The sequence below is a fragment of the Streptomyces yongxingensis genome (assembly GCF_055597465.1).
The window spans coordinates 9,771,167-9,794,869 of sequence record NZ_CM145717.1; the positions used below are offsets into that span (position 1 = coordinate 9,771,167).

General features: G+C 70.9%; 18 protein-coding genes and 1 pseudogene. 3 read left to right on the forward strand and 16 right to left on the reverse strand.

Going from position 1 to position 23,703, the window contains the following annotated elements:
* Nucleotides 1-18: 18 nt before the first annotated feature.
* Entirely contained in the window at nt 19-393 is a 375-nt protein-coding gene (locus ACZ6TD_RS41800; protein WP_471346599.1) for a winged helix-turn-helix transcriptional regulator, read from the reverse strand.
* A 152-nt stretch (nt 394-545) separates the two neighbouring features.
* On the opposite strand from ACZ6TD_RS41800, the gene ACZ6TD_RS41805 reads away from it, so the two are divergent.
* Nucleotides 546-1,499, forward strand: a complete 954-nt coding sequence (locus tag ACZ6TD_RS41805; RefSeq protein WP_471358516.1) for an NADP-dependent oxidoreductase — start codon at nt 546-548, stop codon at nt 1,497-1,499.
* Between the two features lie 189 nt (nt 1,500-1,688).
* On the opposite strand, the gene ACZ6TD_RS41810 is transcribed toward ACZ6TD_RS41805, so the two are convergent.
* A complete protein-coding gene (locus ACZ6TD_RS41810; protein WP_471346601.1) occupies nt 1,689-3,044 on the reverse strand; it encodes an MFS transporter in 1,356 nt (451 codons plus the stop codon).
* A 215-nt stretch (nt 3,045-3,259) separates the two neighbouring features.
* On the opposite strand from ACZ6TD_RS41810, the gene ACZ6TD_RS41815 reads away from it, so the two are divergent.
* Both ACZ6TD_RS41815 and ACZ6TD_RS41820 read left to right on the forward strand, forming a co-directional pair.
* Complete coding sequence (locus ACZ6TD_RS41815) at nt 3,260-4,534, forward strand: glucarate dehydratase family protein (RefSeq protein ID WP_471346603.1); 1,275 nt, start codon at nt 3,260-3,262, stop codon at nt 4,532-4,534.
* 229 nt (nt 4,535-4,763) lie between these two features.
* On the forward strand, nt 4,764-6,626 hold the full coding sequence (locus ACZ6TD_RS41820; RefSeq protein ID WP_471358519.1) for a glycoside hydrolase family 9 protein: 1,863 nt from the start codon (nt 4,764-4,766) through the stop codon (nt 6,624-6,626).
* Between the two features lie 76 nt (nt 6,627-6,702).
* Here ACZ6TD_RS41820 and argG read toward each other — a convergent pair whose 3' ends face one another.
* The 14 genes and pseudogenes from argG to ACZ6TD_RS41890 all read right to left on the reverse strand — a co-directional run bounded on the left by argG (nt 6,703) and on the right by ACZ6TD_RS41890 (nt 23,605).
* Nucleotides 6,703-8,151 carry an argininosuccinate synthase gene (argG, locus tag ACZ6TD_RS41825; RefSeq protein WP_471346605.1) on the reverse strand — a complete coding sequence of 483 codons (1,449 nt, stop codon included), beginning with the start codon at nt 8,149-8,151 and terminating at the stop codon, nt 6,703-6,705.
* Between the two features lie 140 nt (nt 8,152-8,291).
* A complete protein-coding gene (locus ACZ6TD_RS41830) occupies nt 8,292-10,478 on the reverse strand; it encodes a discoidin domain-containing protein (RefSeq protein ID WP_471346607.1) in 2,187 nt (728 codons plus the stop codon).
* Nucleotides 10,479-10,533: 55 nt separating this feature from the next.
* Complete coding sequence (locus tag ACZ6TD_RS41835) at nt 10,534-12,132, reverse strand: glycoside hydrolase family 13 protein (RefSeq protein ID WP_471346609.1); 1,599 nt, start codon at nt 12,130-12,132, stop codon at nt 10,534-10,536.
* Nucleotides 12,133-12,162: 30 nt separating this feature from the next.
* The gene (locus ACZ6TD_RS41840; protein WP_471346611.1) at nt 12,163-13,038 is read right to left on the reverse strand and encodes a carbohydrate ABC transporter permease; all 876 of its coding nucleotides are present in this window, start codon (nt 13,036-13,038) and stop codon (nt 12,163-12,165) included.
* Entirely contained in the window at nt 13,035-13,991 is a 957-nt protein-coding gene (locus ACZ6TD_RS41845) for a carbohydrate ABC transporter permease (RefSeq protein ID WP_471346613.1), read from the reverse strand. Before ACZ6TD_RS41845 ends, ACZ6TD_RS41840 begins: the two co-directional genes overlap by 4 nt.
* Nucleotides 13,992-13,995: 4 nt before the next feature.
* A complete protein-coding gene (locus tag ACZ6TD_RS41850) occupies nt 13,996-15,339 on the reverse strand; it encodes an ABC transporter substrate-binding protein (RefSeq protein ID WP_471346615.1) in 1,344 nt (447 codons plus the stop codon).
* A gap of 217 nt (nt 15,340-15,556) precedes the next feature.
* Nucleotides 15,557-16,555, reverse strand: a complete 999-nt coding sequence (locus ACZ6TD_RS41855; protein ID WP_471346616.1) for a LacI family DNA-binding transcriptional regulator — start codon at nt 16,553-16,555, stop codon at nt 15,557-15,559.
* A gap of 82 nt (nt 16,556-16,637) precedes the next feature.
* On the reverse strand, nt 16,638-16,760 hold the full coding sequence (locus tag ACZ6TD_RS41860; protein WP_471346618.1) for a hypothetical protein: 123 nt from the start codon (nt 16,758-16,760) through the stop codon (nt 16,638-16,640).
* A gap of 317 nt (nt 16,761-17,077) precedes the next feature.
* Nucleotides 17,078-17,425, reverse strand: a pseudogene (locus tag ACZ6TD_RS41865) (DNA polymerase III subunit alpha); the annotation flags it as partial.
* A gap of 92 nt (nt 17,426-17,517) precedes the next feature.
* Nucleotides 17,518-17,949 carry a hypothetical protein gene (locus tag ACZ6TD_RS41870; protein ID WP_471346620.1) on the reverse strand — a complete coding sequence of 144 codons (432 nt, stop codon included), beginning with the start codon at nt 17,947-17,949 and terminating at the stop codon, nt 17,518-17,520.
* Between the two features lie 136 nt (nt 17,950-18,085).
* Entirely contained in the window at nt 18,086-18,823 is a 738-nt protein-coding gene (locus tag ACZ6TD_RS41875) for a DUF1775 domain-containing protein (protein WP_471346621.1), read from the reverse strand.
* A gap of 74 nt (nt 18,824-18,897) precedes the next feature.
* Entirely contained in the window at nt 18,898-19,182 is a 285-nt protein-coding gene (locus tag ACZ6TD_RS41880; protein ID WP_471346623.1) for a hypothetical protein, read from the reverse strand.
* 44 nt (nt 19,183-19,226) lie between these two features.
* Nucleotides 19,227-20,507 carry a lanthionine synthetase C family protein gene (locus tag ACZ6TD_RS41885; protein ID WP_471346625.1) on the reverse strand — a complete coding sequence of 427 codons (1,281 nt, stop codon included), beginning with the start codon at nt 20,505-20,507 and terminating at the stop codon, nt 19,227-19,229.
* Entirely contained in the window at nt 20,504-23,605 is a 3,102-nt protein-coding gene (locus tag ACZ6TD_RS41890; RefSeq protein WP_471346627.1) for a lantibiotic dehydratase, read from the reverse strand. The genes ACZ6TD_RS41885 and ACZ6TD_RS41890 overlap by 4 nt, the downstream gene beginning before the upstream one ends.
* Nucleotides 23,606-23,703: the final 98 nt, after the last annotated feature.

Below are 23,703 nucleotides of genomic sequence, written 5' to 3' on the forward strand. Positions count from 1 at the left end.
GGCAGGGGACCGGCGCCGTCACATCGGCTTCGCGGCCGTGGTGGTGAGATCCAGATTGTCCTCCACCCACAGACGCAGATTCCTGAGCGGAACGGACGCGCTGTGGCCCAGGGGAGAGAGCTCGTACTCCACATGGAGCGGGACGGCCGGGTAGACGGTCCGCTCCACCAGCCCGGCGTCTTCGAGGCGCCGCAGTGTCTGGGTGAGCACCTTGGGGCTGACCCCCTGAAGGCGGCGCTGCAGCCCGCCGAATCGGAGAGGGCCGTCCTCAAGGGCGCCGATGGCCAGCGCCGACCACTTGTTCGCCAGCAGATCCAGCATGGCGCGGCACGGGCACTGGGCCTCGTACACATCATGATGGGCGTGCTGGCCCGTGTGGCATCGCGTACTCATGGAGGAAACCTTCCGGGCCGCTATGTACTACCCAAAAGATAGCAGTGTCCCTTGTGGGTAACCAGGTCCCTGAGGTTAGCGTGCGAACGCGCTCGGAGAGCGGGCGTGAGAGATACGGATGAGCTCAGGAGGCACACGTGCCCAGGTCCATGATGCGTGCGGTGGTACAGGACGCGCTCGGCGGCCCGGAGGTGCTGCGCGTCGCGGAGGTCGCGCGGCCGGAGCCGCTGCCCACCGAGGTGCTGGTGCGGGTGCACGCCGCCGGCGTCAACCCGGTCGACTGGAAGACCCGTCAGGGCGGAGGTATGGCGGGCGTGCTCGGCGAGCCGCCGTTCACCCTGGGCTGGGACGTCTCCGGTGTGGTCGAGGAAGTCGGGTTCGGGGTGACCACGCTGGCCCCCGGTGACGAGGTGTACGGAATGCCGTGGTTCCCCCGTCAGGCGGGCGGCTACGCGGAGTTCGTGACGGCCCCCGCCCGCCAGTTCGCCCGTAAGCCCGCCACGTTGAGCCACGAGGCGGCGGCCGCCGTGCCGCTGGCGGCGCTGACGGCCTGGCAGATCCTGGTGGACACCGCCAGGGTGGAGGCCGGTCAGCGGGTTCTGGTGCACGCCGCCGCCGGTGGCGTCGGGCACTTCGCCGTCCAGTTCGCCCGGCACCTGGGGGCGTGGGTGGCGGGGACCGCCCGGGAGAGCCGCCACGAATGGCTCGGCCGGCTCGGAGCGGCGGAGCTGATCGACTACACCAAGCAGCGCTTCGAGGGCACGGTCGAGGACGTCGATGTGGTGATCGACCTGCTGGGAGAGGAGCACGACGCCACGAGCACCCGTTCCCTGGAGGTGCTCAAGAAGGGGGGACTGCTGGTGGCCGTTCCCAGTGGCGTCAGCCCCGAGCTGCGGGCGGCCGCGGACGCCCGCGGCGTGCGCACCAGCCCCTTCCTCGTCGAGCCGGACGGCGCCGCCCTGACCACCATCGCCGGCCTTGTCGACCAGGGCGCGGTCGAGGTCGAGGTCGAGGACGTCTTCCCGCTGGAGGAGGCCGGCCGCGCCCACCGCCAGGGGGAGAGCGGCCACACCCGCGGCAAGCTGGTGCTCCGCACCGGCGCCTGACCGCTCCACGGCCGACGGCCGACGCCACTTCCCGCCACCCGTCACATGGGAGGAACGGGTCACCTTCGTGGAGGAGGGGCCGTGTGTCTCCGGGGCCCTGGACGGCGTCACCGGCGTTCGGCGCGTCCCGTTGATGGCGCCACCCCGGCCGCCCGGAACCACACGGCTCCGGGCGGGGCCGCGCCGGGGTCACCCGGAGACGGTCCGGACGGGGGCGGGCGCGGCGGCCCCGGCTCCGCCACGGCCGCTGCCGCGGCGGATGAAGTAGACACCGACGGTGGCGAGCAGCGAGGCCGCGGAGAGCGCGTAGAGGCCGCCGTTGGTGCTGCCCGTCGTCTCCTCCAGATAGCCGAAGAGGGTGGGGGAGACGAAGCCGCCGAGGTTGCCGAGGGAGTTGACGACGGCGAGCCCCGCGGCCGTGACCTTGAGGTCGAGCGTGGACTGGGCCAGCGGCCAGAAGAGGTTGGCGGCGCACTTGCTGCCGACGGCGGCCAGCGTGACGGCCGCGAGCCCGAACCACGGGGAGCCCAGGGTGGCGAGGAAGGTGCCGATGGCGGACAGCACCAGCACGATCGCGAGGTAGGGCCGACGGTCCGGCACGCGGTCGGTGTAGCGGCTCATCGTGTACATCGCGATGACCGCGCAGATCCACGGGATGGCCGTGAGCAGCCCGATCTGGAAGGACGAGAGCCCGCCGATGTCGTCCACCAGGCTCGGCAGCCAGAAGGTGATCGCGTATCCGGTGAGCGCCATGGCGAAGAACACGCCGGTCAGCAGCGCCACCTGGGGGTGGACCACCAGGCGCAGCCTGGACACCTGAGGCTCGCGGCTGCGCGCCTCGCGGTCCCGGTCGACCGCCGCGCTGAGGGCGGCCTTCTCCTCGCTGCTCAGCCAGCGGGCGTCTTGGATCCGCGAGACGAGGAAGAAGGCGGCGACGAGGCCCACGCCGATGGAGATGGCGCCTTCCAGCGCGAACATCCAGCGCCAGCCGGCGAATCCGCCCAGGCCGTGCATTTCCAGCAGCGCGCCGCTGATGGGCCCGGTGACGATGTAGGCGGTGGCCGAGCCGCCGAGGAAGATGGCGCTGGCCCGGCCGCGCGCGGAGTCCGGCAGCCAGGTGGTGAGGTAGTACATCACACCGGGGAAGAACCCCGCCTCCGCGATGCCCAGCAGGAACCGCAGGACGTAGAAGGAGGTGGCCCCGGTCATGAAGCACATGAGGACGGTCACCGCGCCCCAGCTGATCATGATCCGGGTGAGCCAGACCCGGGCGCCGAAGCGCTCCATCAGCATGTTGCTGGGGACTTCGAGCAGGGCGTAGCCGATGAAGAACAGCCCGGCGCCGAGCCCGTAGGCCGCGCTTCCGATGCCGATGTCGGCCTTGAGGTCGTCCTGGACGAAGCCGACGTTGGTGCGGTCCATCTGGTTGACCACGAGCATGATGACCAGGATGGGCATCACACGTCGCAGAAACTTGGTCACGGACCGTTGGACGAGCTCCGAGGAGGCGGCCGGGTCGCGGTCGGGGGCGGGGGGATTCACCATGGCGGCTCTCCTCGCATCGTTCATGCACATGAACCCAGTGGGAGTGGGGTGCAGACCTTACGATCACCCGTTCCGCCGGTCAATGACTCCGGAAGCAACAATTCCAGGCCGAATCACAGGAGTTGTGGCAGGTGTTTTGGCTGCTCCTCGGTGGGGCAGCCCCCTTGATAAGGTTCACACACCTACCACCCGTTCACCCATATGAATGGACGTCGATGTCTGACGGAGCACCCCTGCGCATCACGGATGTCACCATCACCCCCGTCGCCTTCCGCGACCCGGCCCTGCTCAACTCCGTCGGCGTCCACGAGCCCTTCGCGCTCCGCTCGATCGTGCAGATCCACACCGACGCGGGCCTGACCGGGCTCGGCGAGACCTACGCGGACGAGCTCCACCTGGAGCGCCTGGCGGCCGTCGGACACGAGATCGTCGGGCTGGACGCCTTCGCCACCGAGGAGCTGCACCAGCGCGTCCAGCGGGTCATCGACCGCGTGGGCGGCTCCGGCGGCTCCGGGCTCACCGGCATGATCACCACCAGCAGCACCGTCGACCGGGTCGTCTCCCCGTTCGAGGTGGCGCTCCTGGACATCCAGGGCAAGGCCATCGGCCGCCCGGTCAGCGACCTGCTCGGCGGCGCCGTGCGGTCCGCCGTCCCGTTCAGCGCCTACCTCTTCTACAAATGGGCCGCCCACCCCGGCCAGGAGCCGGACGAGTGGGGCGAGGCCCTCGACCCCGATGCCATCGTGGCGCAGGCCCGCCGGATGGTGGACGACTACGGCTTCACCGCGATCAAGCTGAAGGGCGGCGTCCGGCCCCCCGAGGAGGAGATCGAGGCGATCCGGGCGCTCCGCCGCGCCTTCCCCGACCATCCGCTGCGCCTGGACCCCAATGCCGTCTGGACGACGGAGACCTCGGTGAAGGTCGGGCACGCGCTCGAGGGCGTGCTGGAGTACCTGGAGGACCCCACCCCCGGGATCGACGGCATGGCCGCGGTCGCCCGCGAGGTCCCCATGCCGCTGGCCACCAACATGTGCGTGGTCGCCTTCGACGAGCTGGCCCCCGCGGTGGCCGCCGACGCCGTCCAGGTCGTCCTCTCCGACCACCACTACTGGGGCGGGCTGCGCCGTTCCAAGCTGCTCTCCGGCATCTGCGACACCTTCGGCATGGGCCTGTCCATGCATTCGAACTCGCACCTGGGCATCAGCCTGGCCGCGATGACCCACCTCGCCGCGGCCACCCCGAACCTCACCTACGCCTGCGACACCCACTGGCCGTGGAAGACCGAGGACGTGATCGTGGACGGCGCGCTGACCTTCGTGGACGGCGCGGTGCCCGTGCCGGGCGCCCCCGGCCTCGGCGTGGAGCTGGACCCCGGCGCCCTGGCGCGCCTGCATGAGCAATATGTCCAGTGCGGACTGCGCAACCGCGATGACACCGGGTACATGCGGCGCTTCGACCCGTCCTTCCAGGCGGACCTCGCCCGCTGGTAGCCCGCCGCCACGGCGGCTCACCTCCTGAAATACCTCGATCGAAGGAGACCGGCCTGGGCCACCTGGTGTACCCGGATTTCGGCTAAGCGTACGAAGCCGCAGGCCAGGGCCTCTTCTTAGCCTCTGAGGGACGGAAAAGACGCCGAACCCCCGGAAGTGCTGAGTCTTGTCTCCTTCTGCTCCTCGCGTACGGATCACCCCTGATCGGACCGACCGCCGCCGCCGGCGCGTGGTGGGCGCGGCGGTCGCGGCCGGACTGACCCTCGGCGCCCTGGCCGCGCCCGCGGCGGGCGCCGTGGACCACCACGCGCGGCACGGCGCCGGGACGGCCGCTCCCAAGGTCGACACCGGCTCGCCGGTGCGGGTGAACCAGGTCGGCTATCTGACCCACGGCCCCAAGAAGGGCACCGTCGTCACCCCTGCCACCAAGCCGCTGACCTGGACGCTCCGGGCCGCCGACGGGACCGAGCGAGCGCACGGGACCACCACCCCCGCGGGTGTGGACCCCAGCTCCCGGCAAAACGTCCAGACCTTCGACTTCAGCAAGGTCACCGACGCGGGCGAGGGGTACACCGTCACCATCGACGGCAAGAAGAGCGAGCCGTTCGCCATCGGCGACCACCTCTACGACTCGCTGCGGAGCGACGCGCTCGCGTACTTCTACCACAACCGCAGCGGCATCAAGATCGACGCGGATCTCGTGGGCCGCACGTACGCCCGTCCCGCGGGCCATGACAAGGCGGCCCCGCACCGGGGCGACACCGACGTCCCGTGCGTCAAGGGCGTGTGCGACTACCGCCGGAATGTCGCCGGTGGCTGGTACGACGCCGGTGACCAGGGCAAGTACGTCGTCAACGGCGGCATCTCGGTGGCCCAGCTGATGTCCGCCTACGAGCGCACCCGCACCACCAAGGGCGTCGACGCCGCGCCGCTTGGCGACGGCCGGCTCCGGGTGCCCGAGCGTGGCAACGGCGTTCCGGACATCCTGGACGAGGCCCGCTGGGAGATGGAATTCCTCCTGCGCATGCAGGTGCCGAAGGGCAAGCCGCTCGCCGGTATGGCGTTCCACAAGGTGCACGACAAGCTGTGGACCGGGTTCCCGACCCGGCCGGACCGGGACCAGCAACAGCGCGAGCTGCACAAGCCGTCCACCGCGGCCACGCTCAACCTGGCGGCGTCCGCCGCGCAGAGCGCCCGGCTGTTCAAGTCCTACGACCCGGAGTTCGCCGCCCGCTGTCTGCACGCGGCCCGGGCCGCGTGGGACGCGGCCAAGGCACATCCGAAGATCTACGCCAGCGACAAGGACTCCACGGGTGGCGGTGCCTACGGCGACCGGTACGTCGGCGACGAGTTCTACTGGGCCGCGGCCGAGCTGTTCATCACCACCGGCGACCACGCCTACGCCAAGGCGGTGCTCGACTCGCCGCTCCACCACGACGTGGGCGCGCTCTTCCCGCGCGGCGGCGGCATGTCGTGGGCCTCGACCGCGGGCCTCGGAGCGCTGGACCTGGCCACCGTCCCCAACAAGCTCACCGAGCGGCAGCGCGCCGAGGTGCGCGCGATGGTGACGAAGGCCGCCGACCGCTACGCCGCGGACTCCGCGAAGTCGGCCTACGGCGTGCCGTACGCGCCGAAGGGCGGCAGGTACGAGTGGGGCTCCAACAGCCAGGTGCTCAACAACATGATCGTGCTCGCCACCGCACACGACCTGACGGGCAAGGACCGCTACCTCGACGCGGTGCTCCGCGGCATGGACTATCTGCTGGGCGGCAATCCGCTCAACCAGTCCTATGTCACCGGCCACGGCGAACGGGACTCGCACAACCAGCACCACCGCTTCTGGGCCCACCAGCGCGACCACCGGCTGCCGCGTCCGGCGCCCGGTTCGCTGGCGGGCGGCCCGAACTCCGGGCTCCAGGACCCGGTGGCCAAGAAGAAGCTGAAGGGCTGCGCCCCGGCGATGTGCTACACCGACAGCCTGATGGCGTTCTCCACCAACGAGATCACCATCAACTGGAACGCGCCGCTGGCCTGGATCGCCTCGTACGTCGACGGTCTGGGCGGCGGCACGGCGGAGCGGCCCGTGCGCTGACCCGGCCCGGCCGGACACGCCGACGCCCACCCGCGCTCGGGGCGCGGGTGGGCGTCGGACCAGGGCAGCGGGGAGGTCAGTCGGCGCCGAACTCCATCGCGGCGCGGTCGAGCAGCGTGTCCTGCCCGGACACCCGCCCGTCCGAGGCGATCGCCTCGGAGGCGCCCTGCGGCATCGCGCCGATCAGCCCGGTGGAGGCCGCCTGCGCGGCGCCGATCAGCGCCGGATGCGAGCTGCCGACCATGCCGAGACCGGCGTACTGCTCCAGCTTGGCGCGCGAGTCGGCGATGTCGAGGTTGCGCATGGTGAGCTGGCCGATCCGGTCCACCGGACCGAAGGCGGAGTCCTCGGTCCGCTCCATGGAGAGCTTGTCCGGGTGGTAGCTGAACGCCGGTCCGGAGGTGTCCAGGATGGAGTAGTCCTCACCGCGCCGCAGCCGCAGGGTCACCTCGCCGGTGATCGCCGCGCCGACCCAGCGCTGCAGCGCCTCGCGCACCATCAGCGCCTGCGGGTCCAGCCAGCGGCCCTCGTACATGAGCCGGCCGAGGCGGCGCCCCTCGGTGTGGTAGGTGGCGACGGTGTCCTCGTTGTGGATCGCGTTGACCAGCCGCTCGTACGCCGCGTGCAGCAGCGCCATGCCCGGTGCCTCGTAGATGCCCCGGCTCTTGGCCTCGATGACGCGGTTCTCGATCTGGTCGGACATGCCCATGCCGTGCCGTCCGCCGATGGCGTTGGCCTCCAGCACCAGATCGACGGCGGAGGCGAACTCCTTGCCGTTGATCGTCACCGGCCGGCCCTGCTCGAAGCCGATCGTGACGTCCTCGGCCGCTATCTCGACCGACGGGTCCCAGAACCGCACGCCCATGATCGGCTGGACGATCTCGATGCCGGTGTCGAGGTGCTCGAGCGACTTGGCCTCGTGGGTCGCGCCCCAGATGTTGGCGTCGGTGGAGTACGCCTTCTCCGCGCTGTCCCGGTAGGGCAGGCCATGGGCGAGCAGCCACTCCGACATCTCCTTGCGGCCGCCGAGCTCGCTGACGAAGTCGGCGTCCAGCCACGGCTTGTAGATCCGCAGGGAGGGGTTGGCCAGCAGGCCGTAGCGGTAGAACCGCTCGATGTCATTGCCCTTGAAGGTGGAGCCGTCGCCCCAGATCTGCACATCGTCCTCGAGCATGGCGCGCACCAGCAGGGTGCCGGTGACCGCCCGCCCGAGCGGGGTGGTGTTGAAGTAGCTGCGGCCGCCGGAGCGGATGTGGAACGCCCCGCAGGCCAGGGCCGCGAGCCCCTCCTCCACCAGGGCCGCCCGGCAGTCCACCAGTCGGGCGACCTCCGCGCCGTACGTCGTGGCGCGCCCGGGGACCGAGGCGATGTCGGGCTCGTCGTACTGGCCGATGTCGGCGGTATAGGTGCAGGGCACCGCGCCCTTGTCGCGCATCCACGCGACCGCTACCGAGGTGTCGAGGCCGCCGGAGAAGGCGATCCCGACGCGTTCGCCGACAGGGAGGGAGGTGAGAACTTTGGACACAGCAGGAGTATGCAGTCTTACGCATGATCATGCAAGGCCCCCTGGTGATCGCCGTGATCCACACCTCGTTCCCCGCGCTCCGCCGGGCCGGGGACCGGGGCGCCCGGGCGGTTCCGGACGGCGAAGCGCGGGGGTGAGGATCACGGGGTCAGATACGCCTCCACCTCACTGACCTGGGCCGCCGGCCAGCCGGTGTTGCCGGTGACGTTGAGCCTCAGGAAGCGCACGTTCGTGCTGTCGGGCAGGGTGACGGTGACCTTGTTGCCGGACGCCGGGTCGAAGCGGTAGCCGTGCGAGCCCACCACCGTCGAGTACGAGGAGCCGTCGGTGCTGCCCAGCACGGACAGCGTCTGGGTGCGGGCGCCCCAGGCCGACGAGGGCGGCAGCTTCAGCACCAGCCGGCGGACCGCCTGGCCGGAGCCGAGGTCCACGGTCAGGGCCTGCGGAAAGGCGTTGTTGGTCGACTCCCAGTAGGTGTTCGCGTCGCCGTCGACCGCCTTGCCGGGGGTGTAGACGTCCCAGGAGCCGGTCGCCGTGGCCGGGCGGCCCTTGGCGAGGTTGCGGCCCGGATCGGGATCCGGGTTGCCCTGGCCGGGCCGGGGCCAGGTGGAGCAGTCCGACCAGGTGCTGCTCCAGCCGGAGTTGCCACCGCCGTCGGTGAGGTCGAAGGTGCCGGAGCCGGACGGATAGGGGCAGTTGTAGACGCCCGCCGCGCCGACGCCGGCGGCCGTGACGTCGCTGAACTTCGCCGACCCCTGCGCCTCGGCCTGGACGACGACCGTTCCGGGGTTGGTCACGGTCGCGCCGGACACATTGACGTTCTTGACCGCGTAGCCCCGGCCGCCGCCGGAGACGAACTCGAAGGCGCTGTACGGGCTGTCGGTGATGGTCGTGTTGGTGATGTTGACGGTGGCCTCGATCGCGCTGTCGTAGGAGTCGACGCGCAGGGCGCCCATCGGGTGGTTCCAGTTGGGGTTCATGGCGCCCGCGCGGACGAGCGTGTTGCCGTCGACCGTGATCGTGCCGGCCAGCGGATGGAACGGGTCCAGGAACTTCTGGTTGGAGATGGCGATACCACTGCCCAGGGCGTTGGTGTCGGAGATCAGGTTGTTCTTGACCGTGATGTCCGTACCGCCGTAGATCGCGATGCCGTTGGCGAGGTTCGGCTGCGAGATGGTGTTGTTCTCGAAGCTGCTGCCCGTGTCCGGCGAGTACAGCGACCACATGGCGAGTGCGTCGTCGCCCTGGTTGCGCAGGAAGTTGTTCCGGACCCGTACGTTCTTCGCGGTGCCGTTGAGGTTGAGGCCGTCGGCCGTCATGTCCAGGAAGCGGTTGTTCTCGACCACGAGGTTGTCGTTGTTGCCCGTCAGCCACAGCCCCACCTTCAGGTGCTGCAGCCACATGCCCGACACGCTGGAGCCCGGGCCGAGCGAGCCGTTGACGAAGTTGTCGGGGTTGGAGTCGACGCGCTCGGTGACCTCGCCGATGACCGCGAAGTCCTTGATGTGGACGTTGCCGGAGGAGCCGGACTGGTCGATGAACCGCGACGTGCGCACCACGGAGTGCCAGCTCCCGGCGCCCTGGAGGGTGACGTTCTGGACACCGTTGAGCGAGGAGGTCAGCTTGTAGTCACCCGGCGGGATCCAGACCACTCCGCCCTGGGCGGCGGCGATGGCGTCCCGGAACGCCTGGGTGGAGTCGCCCTGCCCGCTGGGGTCGGCGCCCTTGGAGGTGACGGACACCGATCCGGCGGGCTGGGAGGCGGCCGCCGCGACCTGCTCGAAGTCGGCCACGTCCACGGTGACCTGGGTGTTCGCCGCCTCGAAGGCGATCTTGTCACCGGCCTGGACGTTTTGGCCGAGCAGCACCCGGGCGTTGTCGTAGAAGTGGTGGGTCTTCGACCCCGCGATCCAGCCGGTGTCCACGTACGAGTACGTGGACGTGACCGCGATGGTCTTGGCCAGCCTGGTGCCGTTGACATAGACGTTCAGCGTGCCCGACTGGCCGTCGGGCACGTTGTAGGCCACGTTCACCGCGTTGGCCGCGCGCGGCGCGGTGAACTCCACGCGCTGCCCGGCGGAGAGGCGGACGGCCTGGCGCCCGGACGCCTCGGAGGCGAGCGTGGCCTGGGTGAAGTCGGGGCCGATCTTCGTCCCCGTGGTGGTGGCGGACTCGGCCTCGGCCGAGGTGAACGGCAGGGAGGCGCCCGCGGCCGCGTGTGCGGCCGTGGGGGTCAGGGTGACGAGCGTGCCGGCCGCGAGGGCGACGGCCGCGCCGATCGCCGACAGGCGTTTGGTGGATGCCGATGCGGTACTGCTGCGGTGCATGTGCTGATCCCTTCATGGTGGGGGTGGTGGGATAGCGCGGTGCGGTGGTGGCGGCTCAGCGGAGCAGCCAGGCCGCCGTGTCCCGCGGAAGGCGGCCCCGGTCGTCCAGCGGGCCGCTGTTGAGCAGAAGCCGGGAGGTGCCGTCCAGCTCGGTGGGGGTGTCCGCGAGGTTGACCACGCAGACCAGGCCGTCCGTACGGGCGAAGGAGAGGACACCGTCGGCCGAGGGGAGCCAGGTCAGCGGCCCGTCGCCGAAGCCGGGGGTGGCGCGGCGGATGCGGATCGCCGCGCGGTAGAGGCTGAGCATCGAGCCCGGGTCCTCCGTCTGCCGATCGGCCGCGTACACGGCCCAGTGCGCGGGCTGTGGCAGCCACGGCTCCTCGCGCGAGCCGAAACCGGCGTACGGCGCCTGCGCCGCCCACGGCAGCGGCACCCGGCAGCCGTCGCGGCCCGGGTCGGTGCCGCCGGAGCGGAAGTGCATCGGGTCCTGGACGCGGTCGCGGGGGATGTCGGCCTCGGGCAGGCCCAACTCCTCGCCCTGGTAGACGTAGACCGCGCCGGGCAGGGCCAGCGACAGCAGGGCGGCGGCCCGTGCCCGCCGGGTGCCGAGGGCGAGGTCGGTGGGGGTGCCGAAGACCTTGGTGGCGAAGTCGAAACCGGTGTCCTCGCGCCCGTAGCGGGTGACCGTGCGGGTCACATCGTGGTTGCACAGCACCCAGGTGGCCGGAGCACCCACGGGGGCGTGTTCGGCGAGCGTCTCGTCGATCGACGTCCGCAGCCGCCGGGCGTCCCAGGGGCAGGCCAGGAAGGAGAAGTTGAAGGCGGTGTGCAGCTCGTCGGGGCGCAGATAGCGGGCGAAGCGCTCGCTGTCCGGCAGCCACACCTCACCGACGAAGACACCGCCGTACTCGTCGGCCACCGCGCGCCAGGAGCGGTAGATGTCATGGAGCTCATCGCGGTCGACGTACGGATGCGGATCGCGGCCCTCGACGAAGTCGGGCAGCCGGGGATCCTTGACCAGCAGGGCGGCCGAGTCGATGCGCACCCCCGCGACACCCCGCTCGAACCAGAAGCGCAGGATGTCCTCGTGTTCCTGGCGCACGGCCGGGTGGGCCCAGTTGAGGTCCGGCTGCTCGGGGGCGAACAGATGCAGATACCAGTGGCCGTCGGGCAGCCGGGTCCACGCCGGGCCGCCGAACTCCGACGTCCAGTCGTTGGGCGGCAGCTCACCGTGGTCGCCGCGGCCCGGACGGACGTGGAAGAGCTCGCGCTCGGCGCCGCCCGCGAGGGCGGCCCGCCACCAGGGGTGCTGGTCGGAGACGTGGTTCGGCACGATGTCGACGATCGTGCGGATGCCCAGCTCACCGGCCTCGGCGATGAGCTTCTCCGCCTCGGCCAGGGTGCCGAAGGCCGGGTCGATGGCACGGTAGTCGGCGACGTCATAGCCGCCGTCCTTCATGGGCGACTGGTACCAGGGGCTGAACCACAGCGCGTCGACGCCGAGTTCGGCGAGGTACGGCAGCCTGGCGCGGACGCCCGCGAGGTCGCCGGTGCCATCGCCGTCCCCGTCGGCGAAGCTGCGCACATACACCTGGTAGATGACGGCGGAGCGCCACCAGTCGTTCGGTGTCCGGGCAGGGGTGGGCTGGGCCACGGTGGGAGCCTTTCTGTCGAGGGGGCGGTGTCAGCCCTTCGTGCCGCCCGCGCTGATCCCGGCGATGATGTGCCGCTGGAAGACGAGGAACAGCGCGACCATCGGGATGCTGGCGATGACCATCGCGGCGATGAGCACGGTCAGCTGGATGTTCTGCGACAGCTGGACGAGCGCCACGCTGATCGGCTGCTCGCCGGTGTCCGAGAAGACCATCAGCGGCCACAGGAAGTCCTGCCACACCGCCACCAGCGCGAAGATCGACACAACGCCGAGCACCGGACGCGACATGGGCAGCACGATCGACCACAGGGTGCGCAGCTTCCCGGCGCCGTCGATCTCGGCGGCCTCCAGGACGTCGCGCGGGAGCTGGTCGAAGAACCGCTTGAGGAGATAGAGGTTGAAGGCGTTGGCGACGGCCGGCAGCCAGATCGCGAGCGGGTCGTTGAGCAGGCTGGTGTGGATCAGCGGCAGGTCGGCGACGGTCAGGTACTTCGGCACCACCAGCGCCTGGGCCGGGACCATCAGCGTGGCGAGGATGCCACCGAGGATCACCTTGCCGAAGGCGGGCTTCAGCTTGGACAGGGCGTAGGCGGCGGCCGTGCAGAAGACCAGCTGGAACAGCCAGGCCCCGGCTGCCTGGACCACCGTGTTCCACAGGTGCTGCGGAAGCTGCATCAGGTCCCAGGCGTCGCTGTAGCCGCTGAGGTGCCACTCCTTCGGAGCGAGGGTGGGCGGGGTCCGCGCCACCTCGTCCGGGGACTTCATCGCGCCGGTCACCATCCAGTAGACGGGGAAGAGGAAGGCGATCGCGAACAGCACCACCACGGCGGTGAAGACCGTCCAGTAGACGGCCCGGCCGCGGGGGCGGGCCAGGGTGGCGGGGGAGACGAGGGTCCGGGTGCTCATGCGTCGTCCTCCTCGGAGCGGGTGAGCCGCAGATAGAGGGCGGAGAAGGCGCCGAGCAGCACGAGCAGCATCACGCTCAGCGCACAGGCGCCACCGAAGTCGTTGTAGAGGAAGGCGTACTTGTAGATCAGGTAGAGGACGGTGACCGTGGCGTTCTCCGGGCCACCGCCGGTGATCACGAACGGCTCGGTGAAGACTTGCATCGTCGCGATGATCTGCAACAGCATCAGCATGAGGATCACGAACCGAGTCTGGGGGATCGTGACGTGACGGACGCGCTGGAGCAGGCTCGCGCCGTCGAGTTCGGCCGCCTCGTACAGCTCACCGGGGATGGACTGCAACGCCGCCAGGTAGATCAGGACGGTGCCGCCCATATTGGCCCAGGTGGCCACGATGACGAGGGAGACCAGGGCGGTGTCGGCGCCGTTGGACCAGTTCGAGGTGGGCAGGTGCGACCAGCGCAGCGCCTCGTTGGCCAGCCCGGCGCCCGGGTCGTAGAACCACTTCCACAGCAGGGCGCTGACCACCGGCGGGATCATCACCGGCAGATAGACCACGACCCTGAAGAACGCCTTGGCGTGCCGGAGTTCATTGAGCACGAGGGCGAGCAGGAACGGGATGGCGAAGCCGATGAGCAGCGCCAGCAGGGTGAAGGTGAGGGTGTTCCGCCAGGCCGCGGTGAACTCCGGATCGTGCAGGACACGGGTGAAGTTGGCGGTGCCGACCCATTCGGGGGACGAGCCGGGCGTGTACTTCTGGAAGGCGATCACGACCGCACGGATCGCCGGATACCAGGAGAACAGCGCGAAGCAGATCAGGCCGCCGAGGAGGAAGCCATAGGCCCGGACCTGGTCGGCGAGGCGGCGCCGCCCCCGGCCCCCCGCCGGGGGCGGCGCCTGCACCGGGTGGACGGCCATCGCCTCGGCGGGCGGCCGCGCAGCGGTCTTGGTCATCGGGTCAGCCCCGGGCCAGAATGTTGTCGATCTTGCTGGAGGCTTCCTTCAGGAGCTGGTCGATATCGGCGTCCTTCTTGGTCAGGACGGCGGACACGGCTCCGTCGAGCACGGAGTAGATCTGCTGCGCGTGCGGCGGCTCGATCTTCATCCGCAGCTTCTGGTTGCCGTCGAGGAAGGTCTGGTAATTGCCCACGGGAACATTGGCGTTGGCCTTCTTGATCTGCTGGTCCTTGGCGTCGGCGGCGCCGGTGAACAGCCGTGGCTCGGGCAGGCCCACCGGGGCGTTTTGCTTCTTGGCGCGGACGTAGTCGCCGAGGAAGCCCTTGCCCGGGGTGAGGAACATGTGGTCGAGCCACTTGAGGCCGGCCCGGATCTGGGCGGGTGTGTCCTTCTTCTGGAACATGTAGCCGTCGCCGCCGATGAGCGTGGACTTGCCACCGGGCATCGGGGCGATGGCGAGGTCCCTGTAGCTGCCGCCCTTCTCCTTCACCAGGATCGGGAGGTTGTCGGGCGCGGCCAGGTACATGCCCAGCTTGCCGGAGCCCATCAGCTGCTGGGCGTCGTTGATGACCAGGAGCTGCTTGCTGCCCATCGAGTCGTCCACCCAGCGCATGTCGTGCAGGTTCCGCAGGACGGCCCGCGCCTGGGGGGTGTCGATGGTGGCCTTCTTGCCGTCCGCGCTGACGACATCGCCGCCCTGTGAGTACAGCTCGGCCGTGAAGTGCCAGCCGCCCTGGTTCTGGGCGCTGTAGTCCGCGTAGCCGACCGTGCCACCGCCCAGCTTGGCGATCCTCCTGGCGTCGGCGCGGACCTCCTCCCACGTCATCGGCGGCTTGTCGGGATCGAGTCCGGCCTTCTCGAAGAGTTCGCGGTTGTAGATCAGACCCATCGAGTAGCCGGTGCGCGGGATGCCGTAGATCTTGCCGTCGACCGTGTAGATGTCACGTAGCTGCTTGCTGAGGGTGGAGTAGCTCTTCAACTCCTTGACGTACGGGGTGAGATCGGCCGCCTGGTTGATGTCGACCACGTGTCCGGCGTCGGTGAAGTACGTGTAGAAGACGTTCTCCATCTGGCCGCCGGCCAGCTTGGCGTCGAACGTCTTCGGGTCCTGGCAGGGGAACGCGTCATGCGCGACGACGTCGATGTCCGGGTTCTGCTTCTCGAAGGAGGCGATGTCCTCCTCGAAGAACCTGCGGTCGACCTTGGCGCTCTTGGGCGGCATGCAGTTGACCGTGATACGCGTCTTTCCGCCCGCCGACCCGTCGTCCGACCCGCCGCAGGCGGTGAGGGCGAGGGAGAACGTGCTGAGCGCGATGAGAGTACGACGGAACCCGGTGCTTCTCATGGGTGGACCCCTCTGTACAGGAGCAGGGAAGCCCCACGGCCGTGAGCGGGGCGCGCACAACCGTGAGTGCGCCGCACACTCAAGCACCGACGACATCGGCCCGCAAGATGTCGCGTAGATTCTGTAATTATTCAACTGCGCTGCGAATCATGTGGATTGAGTCTGTCGACCGCCTTTCCGACCGCCTCTTCGGCCGGACCCTCGACGGTCCGCTCTCTCACTCCCGTGGCGCCTGGGCGGTGGAGCCGCGCACCACCAGCTCGGGCTCGAACAACAGCTCCTCGGCCGGTACGGCCGCCCCGCCGATCTGCGCGTTCAGCAGTTCCACCGCAGCCCTGCCCATGGCCTCGATGGGCTGGCGGACGGTGGTCAGGGGCGGCTCGGTGCAGTTCATGAACGCGGAGTCGTCGTAACCGACCACGGACACCCGCGACGGCACGTCGAATCCCTTGCGGCGCCCGGCTCGTATCGCGCCCAGGGCCAGCGGGTCGCTGGCGCAGATGATCCCCGTGACGCCCCGGTCGATCAGCCGGGACGCCGCGGCGTGGCCGCCCTCGATGGAGAAGATCGCCCGGGCCACGAACTCATCCGGAAGCCGGCCGGCGATCGCCCGCGCGGCCGCCAGCTTGCGTGCCGACGGCATGTGGTCACCGGGTCCGAGTACCAGCCCGATCCGCTCGTGGCCGAGGGAGGCCAGATGCCGCCACGCCTGCTCCATGGCCACGGCGTCGTCGCAGGAGACAGCCGGGAAACCGAGGTGCTCGATGGCCGCGTTGACCAGCACCACCGGGATGTTGCGCTCGGCGAGCCGCCGGTAGTGGTGGTGCGGCGCGTCGGCCTGCGCGTACAGCCCGCCCGCGAACACCACCCCGGAGACCTGCTGTTGCAGCAGCAGGGCCACGTAATCGGCCTCCGACACCCCGCCCTTGGTCTGGGTGCACAGCACCGGAGTCAACCCGAGCTGCGCCAGAGCCCCGCCGATGACCTCGGCGAACGCGGGGAAGATGGGGTTCTGCAGCTCGGGCAGCACCAGCCCCACCAGCCGGGCCCGGTCGCCCCGCAGTTGCGTGGGCCGCTCGTAACCGAGGACGTCCAGCGCGGACAGCACCGCCTGCCGGGTGGCTTCGGAGACCCCGGGCTTGCCGTTGAGGACCCGGCTGACCGTGGCCTCGCTGACACCGACCTTCTTCGCCACTTCAGCAAGTCGTCGCGTCATGCGTGCAAGCGTAGCGCAAGAATTGTAAGTGGCTTGCGTAACGGGGGCATGGAAGGTGCGAGACCCGGCGGCGGCCACCGGTTCATGTCGCCCGGGTGACGGCCACCGCCGCTTTGAGATCCGCCCAGAACTCCGGTCGGATGCCGATGCGGTAGCCCAGCCGGTAGACGGTGGTCCTGGTCCGGCCGCGCACCCGCAGATGCACAGTTCCATCGCCACCAGCCGGGGCACGTCCTCGCGTCGGTCGAGTCGGCCCTTGACGATGCCGCCGACCGTGACCACCGCGCCGTCGGGGAAGTCACCGCCGGTGAGCTGCGCGACGGCGGCGTCCGCCGTGCCCGCCAGCAACTGCTCCAGGCCGAGGAGCGGGTGGTCGGAGACGTACAGACCGAGCATCTCCCGCTCCTGGGCGAGCAGATACGGCTTGTCCCACTCCTCGGAGGTGAATTCGACGTCGAGGCCGAAGCCGGGCCCCTCGCCGCCCTCGCCGTCACCGCCCGTGCCGCCGAAGAGGTCGAACTAGCGGATCACCTCGACCCGCCGGCGCTCGTCGAAGTCGATGTCGACGTCCGGCATGGAGACGCGCTCGGGGTTGAGGAACCGCTCGAAGATCAGGCCGTGGTCCACCGGGTCGAGGCCGGTGATGCCCATGGCGTACGAGACGATCGAACCGGCCGCCGAGCCACGGCCCGGCCCGACGGCGATGCCCTGCCGCTTGGCCCACATGATGAAGTCGGTGACCACGAGGAAGTAGCCCGGGAACCCCATCTGGATGATGACGTCCATCTCGTACTCGGCGAGCTTCTGACGGTCCTCGGGGACGCCGTCCGGATACCGCCGGGCCATCCCGCGCCGGACCTCCTCGCGGAACCCGGATCGGGTGGGGCTCGGGGTCGGTCGGCCGACCCGGTGTGCGCGGATACCTCCGTACGAAGGCCGTACGTGCTGTGCGACCGCGAATCTCAAGCGCCGAGCCGGCCGCCGGTCAGCCGTGCCAGCGGGCGGCGACGACGAGCCGCGCGCCTGCGCAGGACGATCGCGGTGGTGGCGCCCGCCGCGGCGGCACCCGCACCGGCGACGGCTGCCAGGACCTTCCGCGCCTTGATCATCATCCAGGCCGAACCCGCCGCCGCGGCCGCCTTCTTGGGCGCCTCAGCGGCCACGGTACGACCGGTGGTCACGGCCTTCCCGGCGGCCACTTGAGCCTTGTCGGCGGCGACATGAGCGGTGTGCGCCGCGGTCGCCGCCGCGCCGGTCGCGGCGGTCTTCGCGTGGGTCTCCGCCTTGCCCGCGGTGTCCTTGGCCTTGTCCGCGGTGTCCTTGGCCTTGGTGGCGGTGGCCTTCGCGTTCACGCTGGTGCTCTTGGCGGTGTGTGCGTTCTTCTTCTCGGTCATGTTCACCGCGTTACCACTCGACCCGACAGCAAACCCGCGCCCCGGGGCCATTGGCCCGGTGCGTCACCGTCTCATATCCGGCCGCCTCGGCATGACCGTTCGGGGGCGGCGCATCGGCATACGCGCCGCCCCCGGCTCATTCGGCGCCCGAGCCGCCCGCACCACCCGAGCCGCGCCGCTGCTGGAACAGCACAAACCCTCCGGCCAGGGCGAACAGACAGACGCCGATGATGATGCCCACGGCGGGCCAGGCGGATCCGCCGTCGGATGTCGCGGCCTTCGCGGGCTCCTTGCCGCCCGAACTCGGCGCCTCGCTCTCCGGCTTCGGGGAGGCCGAGGCCGAGGGCGAGGCGTCCGGGGTGGCGCCGGCGGCCGCGGCCTTGAGCTTCAGCAGCGGCGCGGGATTCTCCGGCTCCGGGTCTCCGTCGCGGGCCACCTCGATCCACCGGGACACCTTGCCGCCCTCGTAGGTGTCCACGGTCTTGAAGGCCAGCGATGTGGCATCGGGCAACTGCCGTACGACGATGCTGTGTTCGGCGTTCTCACCGGGTGCGAGCGCTGGGCCGCCGACGGTGTAGCCGTCATGGGTGGGCTTCAGCTTCCAGCCCTTCGGGGCCTGCTTCAGCTCCACATCGCCGGGGTCGATGCCCTTGGGCAACACGGTCCGGATCTCGGTGAAACCGGCCCCTTCGTCCTCCGCCTCCGACTCGAACGTCAGCGTGACGTTCTTCGCCAGGGCGCGGGAGTCGGAGGCGCTCACTTCGGTGTGGGCCAGGGCGGGGGCCGCCGTGGCGAGGACGAGGGCCGAGGTGGCGACGGCCAGGGCGCCGATCCGCCGCGGCCCCGGGCGGGACGGCAGACGATGTGCTTTCACGGTATCTCTCCTCGTCCAAGGGGCGGACACCCGAGCCCTCCTCACCGGTCACCCGGCGCGCTCACCAGGTGGGTTCACATTCCCGGTACGTACGGTCCGGGCGCGATGTTCATCGTCGCCCAGGCCGGGAGCCCGCTTGCCACGCGGGGGGAGCCGGACTGCGTCTCCACCCAGATGCCGGGGCCGTTGCGGCGGGCGTGACCGCCGCCGGGCACCACGCCATACGCCGCACGGACCCGCCGGGGCCGCCCCGTGGTGACGTAACGGACCTCCACCCCGTCCGGATCGTGCATCGCGGCGGCCGGAAACACCTCGAAGGGAGCGATGCAGTCCAGCTCCTCGACCCCGTCGAACATCACGATCTGGAGGTCTTCGGGGCCCGCGAGAGGCGGGCCGGAGAGTGTCAGGACAGCATGAGGGCCGCGTCCCAATGCGGTGGTGTGCCGGGGCGGTGGAGGGTGAGCGCCACCCCCGCGGCGCCTTCCAGGAACGTGGGGGCGTCAAGGGGCGCCGGATGCGTGCGGGTGGGGTAGCCGAAGGCCGTGTCCGGGGCGAAGTCCGCGCACAGGCGCTCGGTGAGGGCGTCCGCGTGGCTCGTCAGGGCCGGGTCCCGGAGGTCGGCCGCGATGACGCGGGTGATGTGGGCGAGACCGGCCAGGCCGTGGCACAGGCCCGGGTCCGTCAGGTCGGTGAGACCGCCGGGGCGGCGGTGGACCGCGTGCATGGCGTCCGCCGCCGAGCGCACCCACTCCTCCTCGCCCAGCGCCGAGCCGGCGAGCTGCATCGCCCGTGCCACGCCCGGCGCGCCGTAACACCAGCTGGGGCGGTGCGGGGGCCGCGGCGCACGGTGTTCGGCGAGTTCCTCCTGGGCCGGGAACAGCGCGGGCCAGTAGGGGCCGCTGTCGTCGGTCTGCCGCCAACTCATCAGCCAGTCGGCGATGCGCCGGATGGCGGTGTCCTGGTCCGGCACCTTGATGCCCCGGGTCCAGCACAGGGACAGCAGGGCCAGCGGGCCCGCGATGCCGTGGCCCAGGCCCAGGTCGATCTGGTCGCCGTCCGTCTCCCGGCCCGGCCAGGGTGTCGCCGTCCAGCCGGGCAGGGTGTGCCCATGGCGGCGGATCGGCTCGGTCAGGGCGGTGAGATAGCGCAGGACCTCACGGACCGGCTCCGGATCCGCCGGCTCGGTCAGGAAGTAGCGGGCCAGTCCGCTGGCGCCGCCGATCACGTCGAACCGCTCGCGTGGCGCCGGCTCCGTGCCGTCCGCCAGCCGGGTCTGCTCCAGGTCGAGGACGCGCCGGAGCCGGTCGCGCACGACGGTGTCCAGCTGGCCCAGCACGGTGGCGTAGTCGCCGGGTGCGCGCACGGCCGCCTTGATGGCGAACGCCAGCCCCGCCAGGCCGTCATAGAGGCCGTGGCCGCCGGATCCCGGGGCGGGACCGATCGTCTTCGCCGCAGCGGCCAGCCGGGCGTGGGCGATCGGCCTGAGCGCGGGGTCGTCCTTGCTGAGCTCGACGAACAGCAGGGCGGCACCCGCCGAACCGCCCGACAGCCCGATCGGCAGATCGGCCGGTGGGCTCCACGCCTCGGCCCGCCGCGCGATCTCCGCGACCACGTCCTCCCGGCTCGAACCGGCCGTCATATCGCTCGCGGGTGTTTCCTCGCGCGGGCCGCCGGCTGTGTTCATCGGTGGTTCCTCCTGAGGGCCCGCTCGGTGGCCGCCATGCCGCGGGCCACCGCGAGCGAGCGCAGCTCCGCGTCACGCCGGACACCTGCCAGCCGGTTGTGGTGCATGTGCAGAACGCTCGCCATGACGCCGCGTTGGGACGCCGCCGGATAGGCGCGGAGTGCCTGTGCCCGTGCGGCGCGGGCGCTCAGGCCGAGTGCTCCCTCGCCGAGGAGGCCGAGCGCCGTCGACCGGTGCGTACGGAAGAAGGGGTGGTGCTCGTCGTCACGTGGCATGGCGAGGAACCAGTCGGGCCAGTCCTCGCCGTGGACCTGGCGCACCAGATCCACGTAGTGGGCGGCGACGAGGACGCCGACTGGAGTGGTGTCGGCCCCGGAGGCCAGGCGGGTCAACTGCTCGATGACGGTCACGCTGTCCCGGTGGAAGAACCGCTCCGCCGCGTCGAGGGCCTCCGGACCTCCGTAGCGGACGGTCTCGGGCTCGTAGGTGTCCACGACCATCCGCCCGGCCAGCCGCTGCCCGTGCAGATCGTCGACCCAGTCCAGGACGGTCGGGGCGATCCGCGACCACACCACGTCCCGGTCGCCGTGGAACCGCAGCCGCAGATGCGGCTCGGGGTCGGCGTAGCGGATGAAGAACCACCGGCCGCCGTCGTCCGGCAGGGCCGCGAGCAGCCGCGGCAGATGGTCGACCAGTACCTCCTCCTGCTGGGCGGTGGCGGTGTAGAGCTTGCCGTAGAACCAGGAGCGGTGACGGCGGTCGTCCTTGTCGACGGGCCGCGGTGTCACGGTGCCCGGGGTGCCACTCGCCGGGCGGGACACCCTCTCCCCGGCGGTGCGCGCCGTGGCGTCGGCCGTCTGCTCGCCGGTGCGCGCCGTGGCGTCGGCCGCGTGGCCGGGCAGGACGGGGATGAGTACTTCGCTGCGGTATGCGTCGCCACGGCTGTCGCACAGCCAGTGCTCGCCGTGCCCGCCGGCCTCGGGCGTCTCGTGCACCGCCGGTTCGCCACCCCGCGTCAGATCGCGCCGGAGCAGCGCCCGGTGCAGCGGTGCGGACAGGTCGAGCACCACCCGGCGGTCGCCGAACCCCACGCTCACCCGCCGGGGAACGTTCCAGCGGGCACGCCACGCGTCCAGCGCCCGGCCCCACGCCTCGTCGGTGGCGCTCGCATCGGTCAGCGCGGGGTCGGACAGCCGCCATCGCGCGGCGGCCAGGACCGTACGGCCGTAGCGGACCCTGGGCAGAAAGGGGGCGTTGTCCAGCGCACCCCACGACCACACCGACCACACCGGCCGGCCCATCGCCGGGATCTCGCGCAGCAGCCGTGCGGCCGCCGGTGCCAGGGCGAAGTTCAGCACGGTGGCGGACTGCGGCACGATCTCCCGTCCGGTGGTCGTGTCCACCACGTACAGCCGCTCCTCGTCGGCGGCCAGGGCCACATCGGCGACGCCTTGCACGGTCACGCCGGACGGCGCGTCGGGGAAACAGCCGACCGACAGCCGCCGGTCCCAGAACGCGGGCACCCGGGCCACGTTCGCGGCCCCGCCCGACATCGGCTGGAAGTCCAGGAGCACCGGCTCGGCCTGGGGACGGCACGCCGACGCGGCGGCCTCCCGGGCCAGTCGGGCCACCGGTTCGGGGTCGTCGAGCAGATAGGCGAACCGGCCGAACATCCCACCGGGCGTGACCGATCCGGTCGTCTGCGACAGGACGAGAGAGAACTCCCCACGTGCGAGATCCGCGGTGGACGGTGCGGTCAGGTGGGCACACAGCTCCGCCGCGACCGGCGGTATCCGCCGCACCGTGCCGGACAGCCGCTCCAGCGCGGCGTCGTCCAGGACGATCTCCCGCTGTCCCGTGGCGATCGCGGACAGCGCCCACTCCATCAGCACCTCGTCGCGGTCCGGGTTCCGGCCGGCGCCGTCGATCGGCAACTGCCTTTCGCTGGTGGGGTGTTCGTATCCGGCCGGTGTGCCCAGGCCGGTGTGCGGGTCCAGCACCTCCATGATCGGCACCGCCTGCCCCGTGCCGTACCGCTCCACGAACGCCCCGTGGTACTCGGTCAGGTGCCGTACGGACTCGTTCTTGGCGGACGCCCGCCACAGCGCCGTCGCGGCGCGCTCCGCCTCCCGCAGCACCTCCCGCGGCAGTACGACGTCGGCGTCCATCCGCAAATCGACCTGGAGCGGCCGGTCGTGCCGGTACAGCGACCGCAACTCCCCGACCGCGGCCCGCCAGCGGGACACGCCCGCGCCGAGCGGTTCGGCCTCGCAGCCCTCCGCCAGCTTCGCCACCCGGGCGACGGTATCGGCCTTCTCGCTCTCCCCGGCGGACGTCAGCACGTCCCGGAGGTAGGCCAGCGGGTCGGTGCGAGTCAGTGGCGGACGCAGCTCGGTGAGCAGGAAACCCTGCTGTACGAGCCCGATGAGCAGCCCCTCCACGACCTCCCTCCCGACCGTCGGGTACGCCGTCGTCAACCGCTCGGCGATCTCACCGGCAGCGATGGGCCGTTGCGCGCACTCCAGCGCCAGCCCGACCGCGGGAGTGCCGCGTACGGAGACCTCCTCGGTGCGGGACGTCGGCGTATCGCCCTCGTCCGGGGCGGGCGCGAACGGCAGCACCCAGCGCTGTCCGCGCCGGAACGCCAGGCCGTTGGTGACCACGCGCAGCTTGCGCAGCAGCGCCGGTTCGCTCTCCCACGGCCGGATCAGCCCGAGCAGCCAGCCGCCGTCCGGCCGTACCGCGCCACGATGGGCGTCCCCCACCCGCGCCCGGCAGTCATCCGCGAAGGCGACCGGCGCGACCCCGGCCATCAGGCCGAACGGAGTGGGACGGCCGGCCGCACGCAGGACGTAGCGCGTCGTCCCCAACACCAGTTTGCGCAAGGCCGCGGGCTTCATCGGCGCCCCGCTGAACAGGGTGTGCAACGCGTGGTCGAGCGAGGGGCTGGAGATCGCCAGCGCCTCGCGGACCCGCTCGTCGGCGGTGAGCGCGGTGATGTAGCGCTCGACCTGCGCTCTGTCCCGCGGATCGAATTCCACGTCCGCCGCGACGGTCTTCTCGACCATGGTGTGCGGCAGCAACGGCATGCGGAGCATGCCGACTTCCAAGGCGCGGAACGAAACGTTGTCGCCGGACGAAGACACGGCCATTCTTCCCCTCTGGAGGAGGTGGCACAGAGCCGGTACGAGGCTCA

Coding starts and splice junctions, on each gene's coding strand:
- ACZ6TD_RS41800 (WP_471346599.1), bottom strand. CDS start 393: ATGAGTACGCGATGCCACACGGGCCAGCACGCCCATCATGATGTGTAC.
- ACZ6TD_RS41805 (WP_471358516.1), top strand. CDS start 546: ATGCGTGCGGTGGTACAGGACGCGCTCGGCGGCCCGGAGGTGCTGCGC.
- ACZ6TD_RS41810 (WP_471346601.1), bottom strand. CDS start 3,044: ATGGTGAATCCCCCCGCCCCCGACCGCGACCCGGCCGCCTCCTCGGAG.
- ACZ6TD_RS41815 (WP_471346603.1), top strand. CDS start 3,260: ATGTCTGACGGAGCACCCCTGCGCATCACGGATGTCACCATCACCCCC.
- ACZ6TD_RS41830 (WP_471346607.1), bottom strand. CDS start 10,478: ATGCACCGCAGCAGTACCGCATCGGCATCCACCAAACGCCTGTCGGCG.
- ACZ6TD_RS41840 (WP_471346611.1), bottom strand. CDS start 13,038: ATGAGCACCCGGACCCTCGTCTCCCCCGCCACCCTGGCCCGCCCCCGC.
- ACZ6TD_RS41845 (WP_471346613.1), bottom strand. CDS start 13,991: ATGACCAAGACCGCTGCGCGGCCGCCCGCCGAGGCGATGGCCGTCCAC.
- ACZ6TD_RS41850 (WP_471346615.1), bottom strand. CDS start 15,339: ATGAGAAGCACCGGGTTCCGTCGTACTCTCATCGCGCTCAGCACGTTC.
- ACZ6TD_RS41855 (WP_471346616.1), bottom strand. CDS start 16,555: ATGACGCGACGACTTGCTGAAGTGGCGAAGAAGGTCGGTGTCAGCGAG.
- ACZ6TD_RS41870 (WP_471346620.1), bottom strand. CDS start 17,949: ATGACCGAGAAGAAGAACGCACACACCGCCAAGAGCACCAGCGTGAAC.
- ACZ6TD_RS41885 (WP_471346625.1), bottom strand. CDS start 20,507: ATGAACACAGCCGGCGGCCCGCGCGAGGAAACACCCGCGAGCGATATG.
- ACZ6TD_RS41890 (WP_471346627.1), bottom strand. CDS start 23,605: ATGCTCCGCATGCCGTTGCTGCCGCACACCATGGTCGAGAAGACCGTC.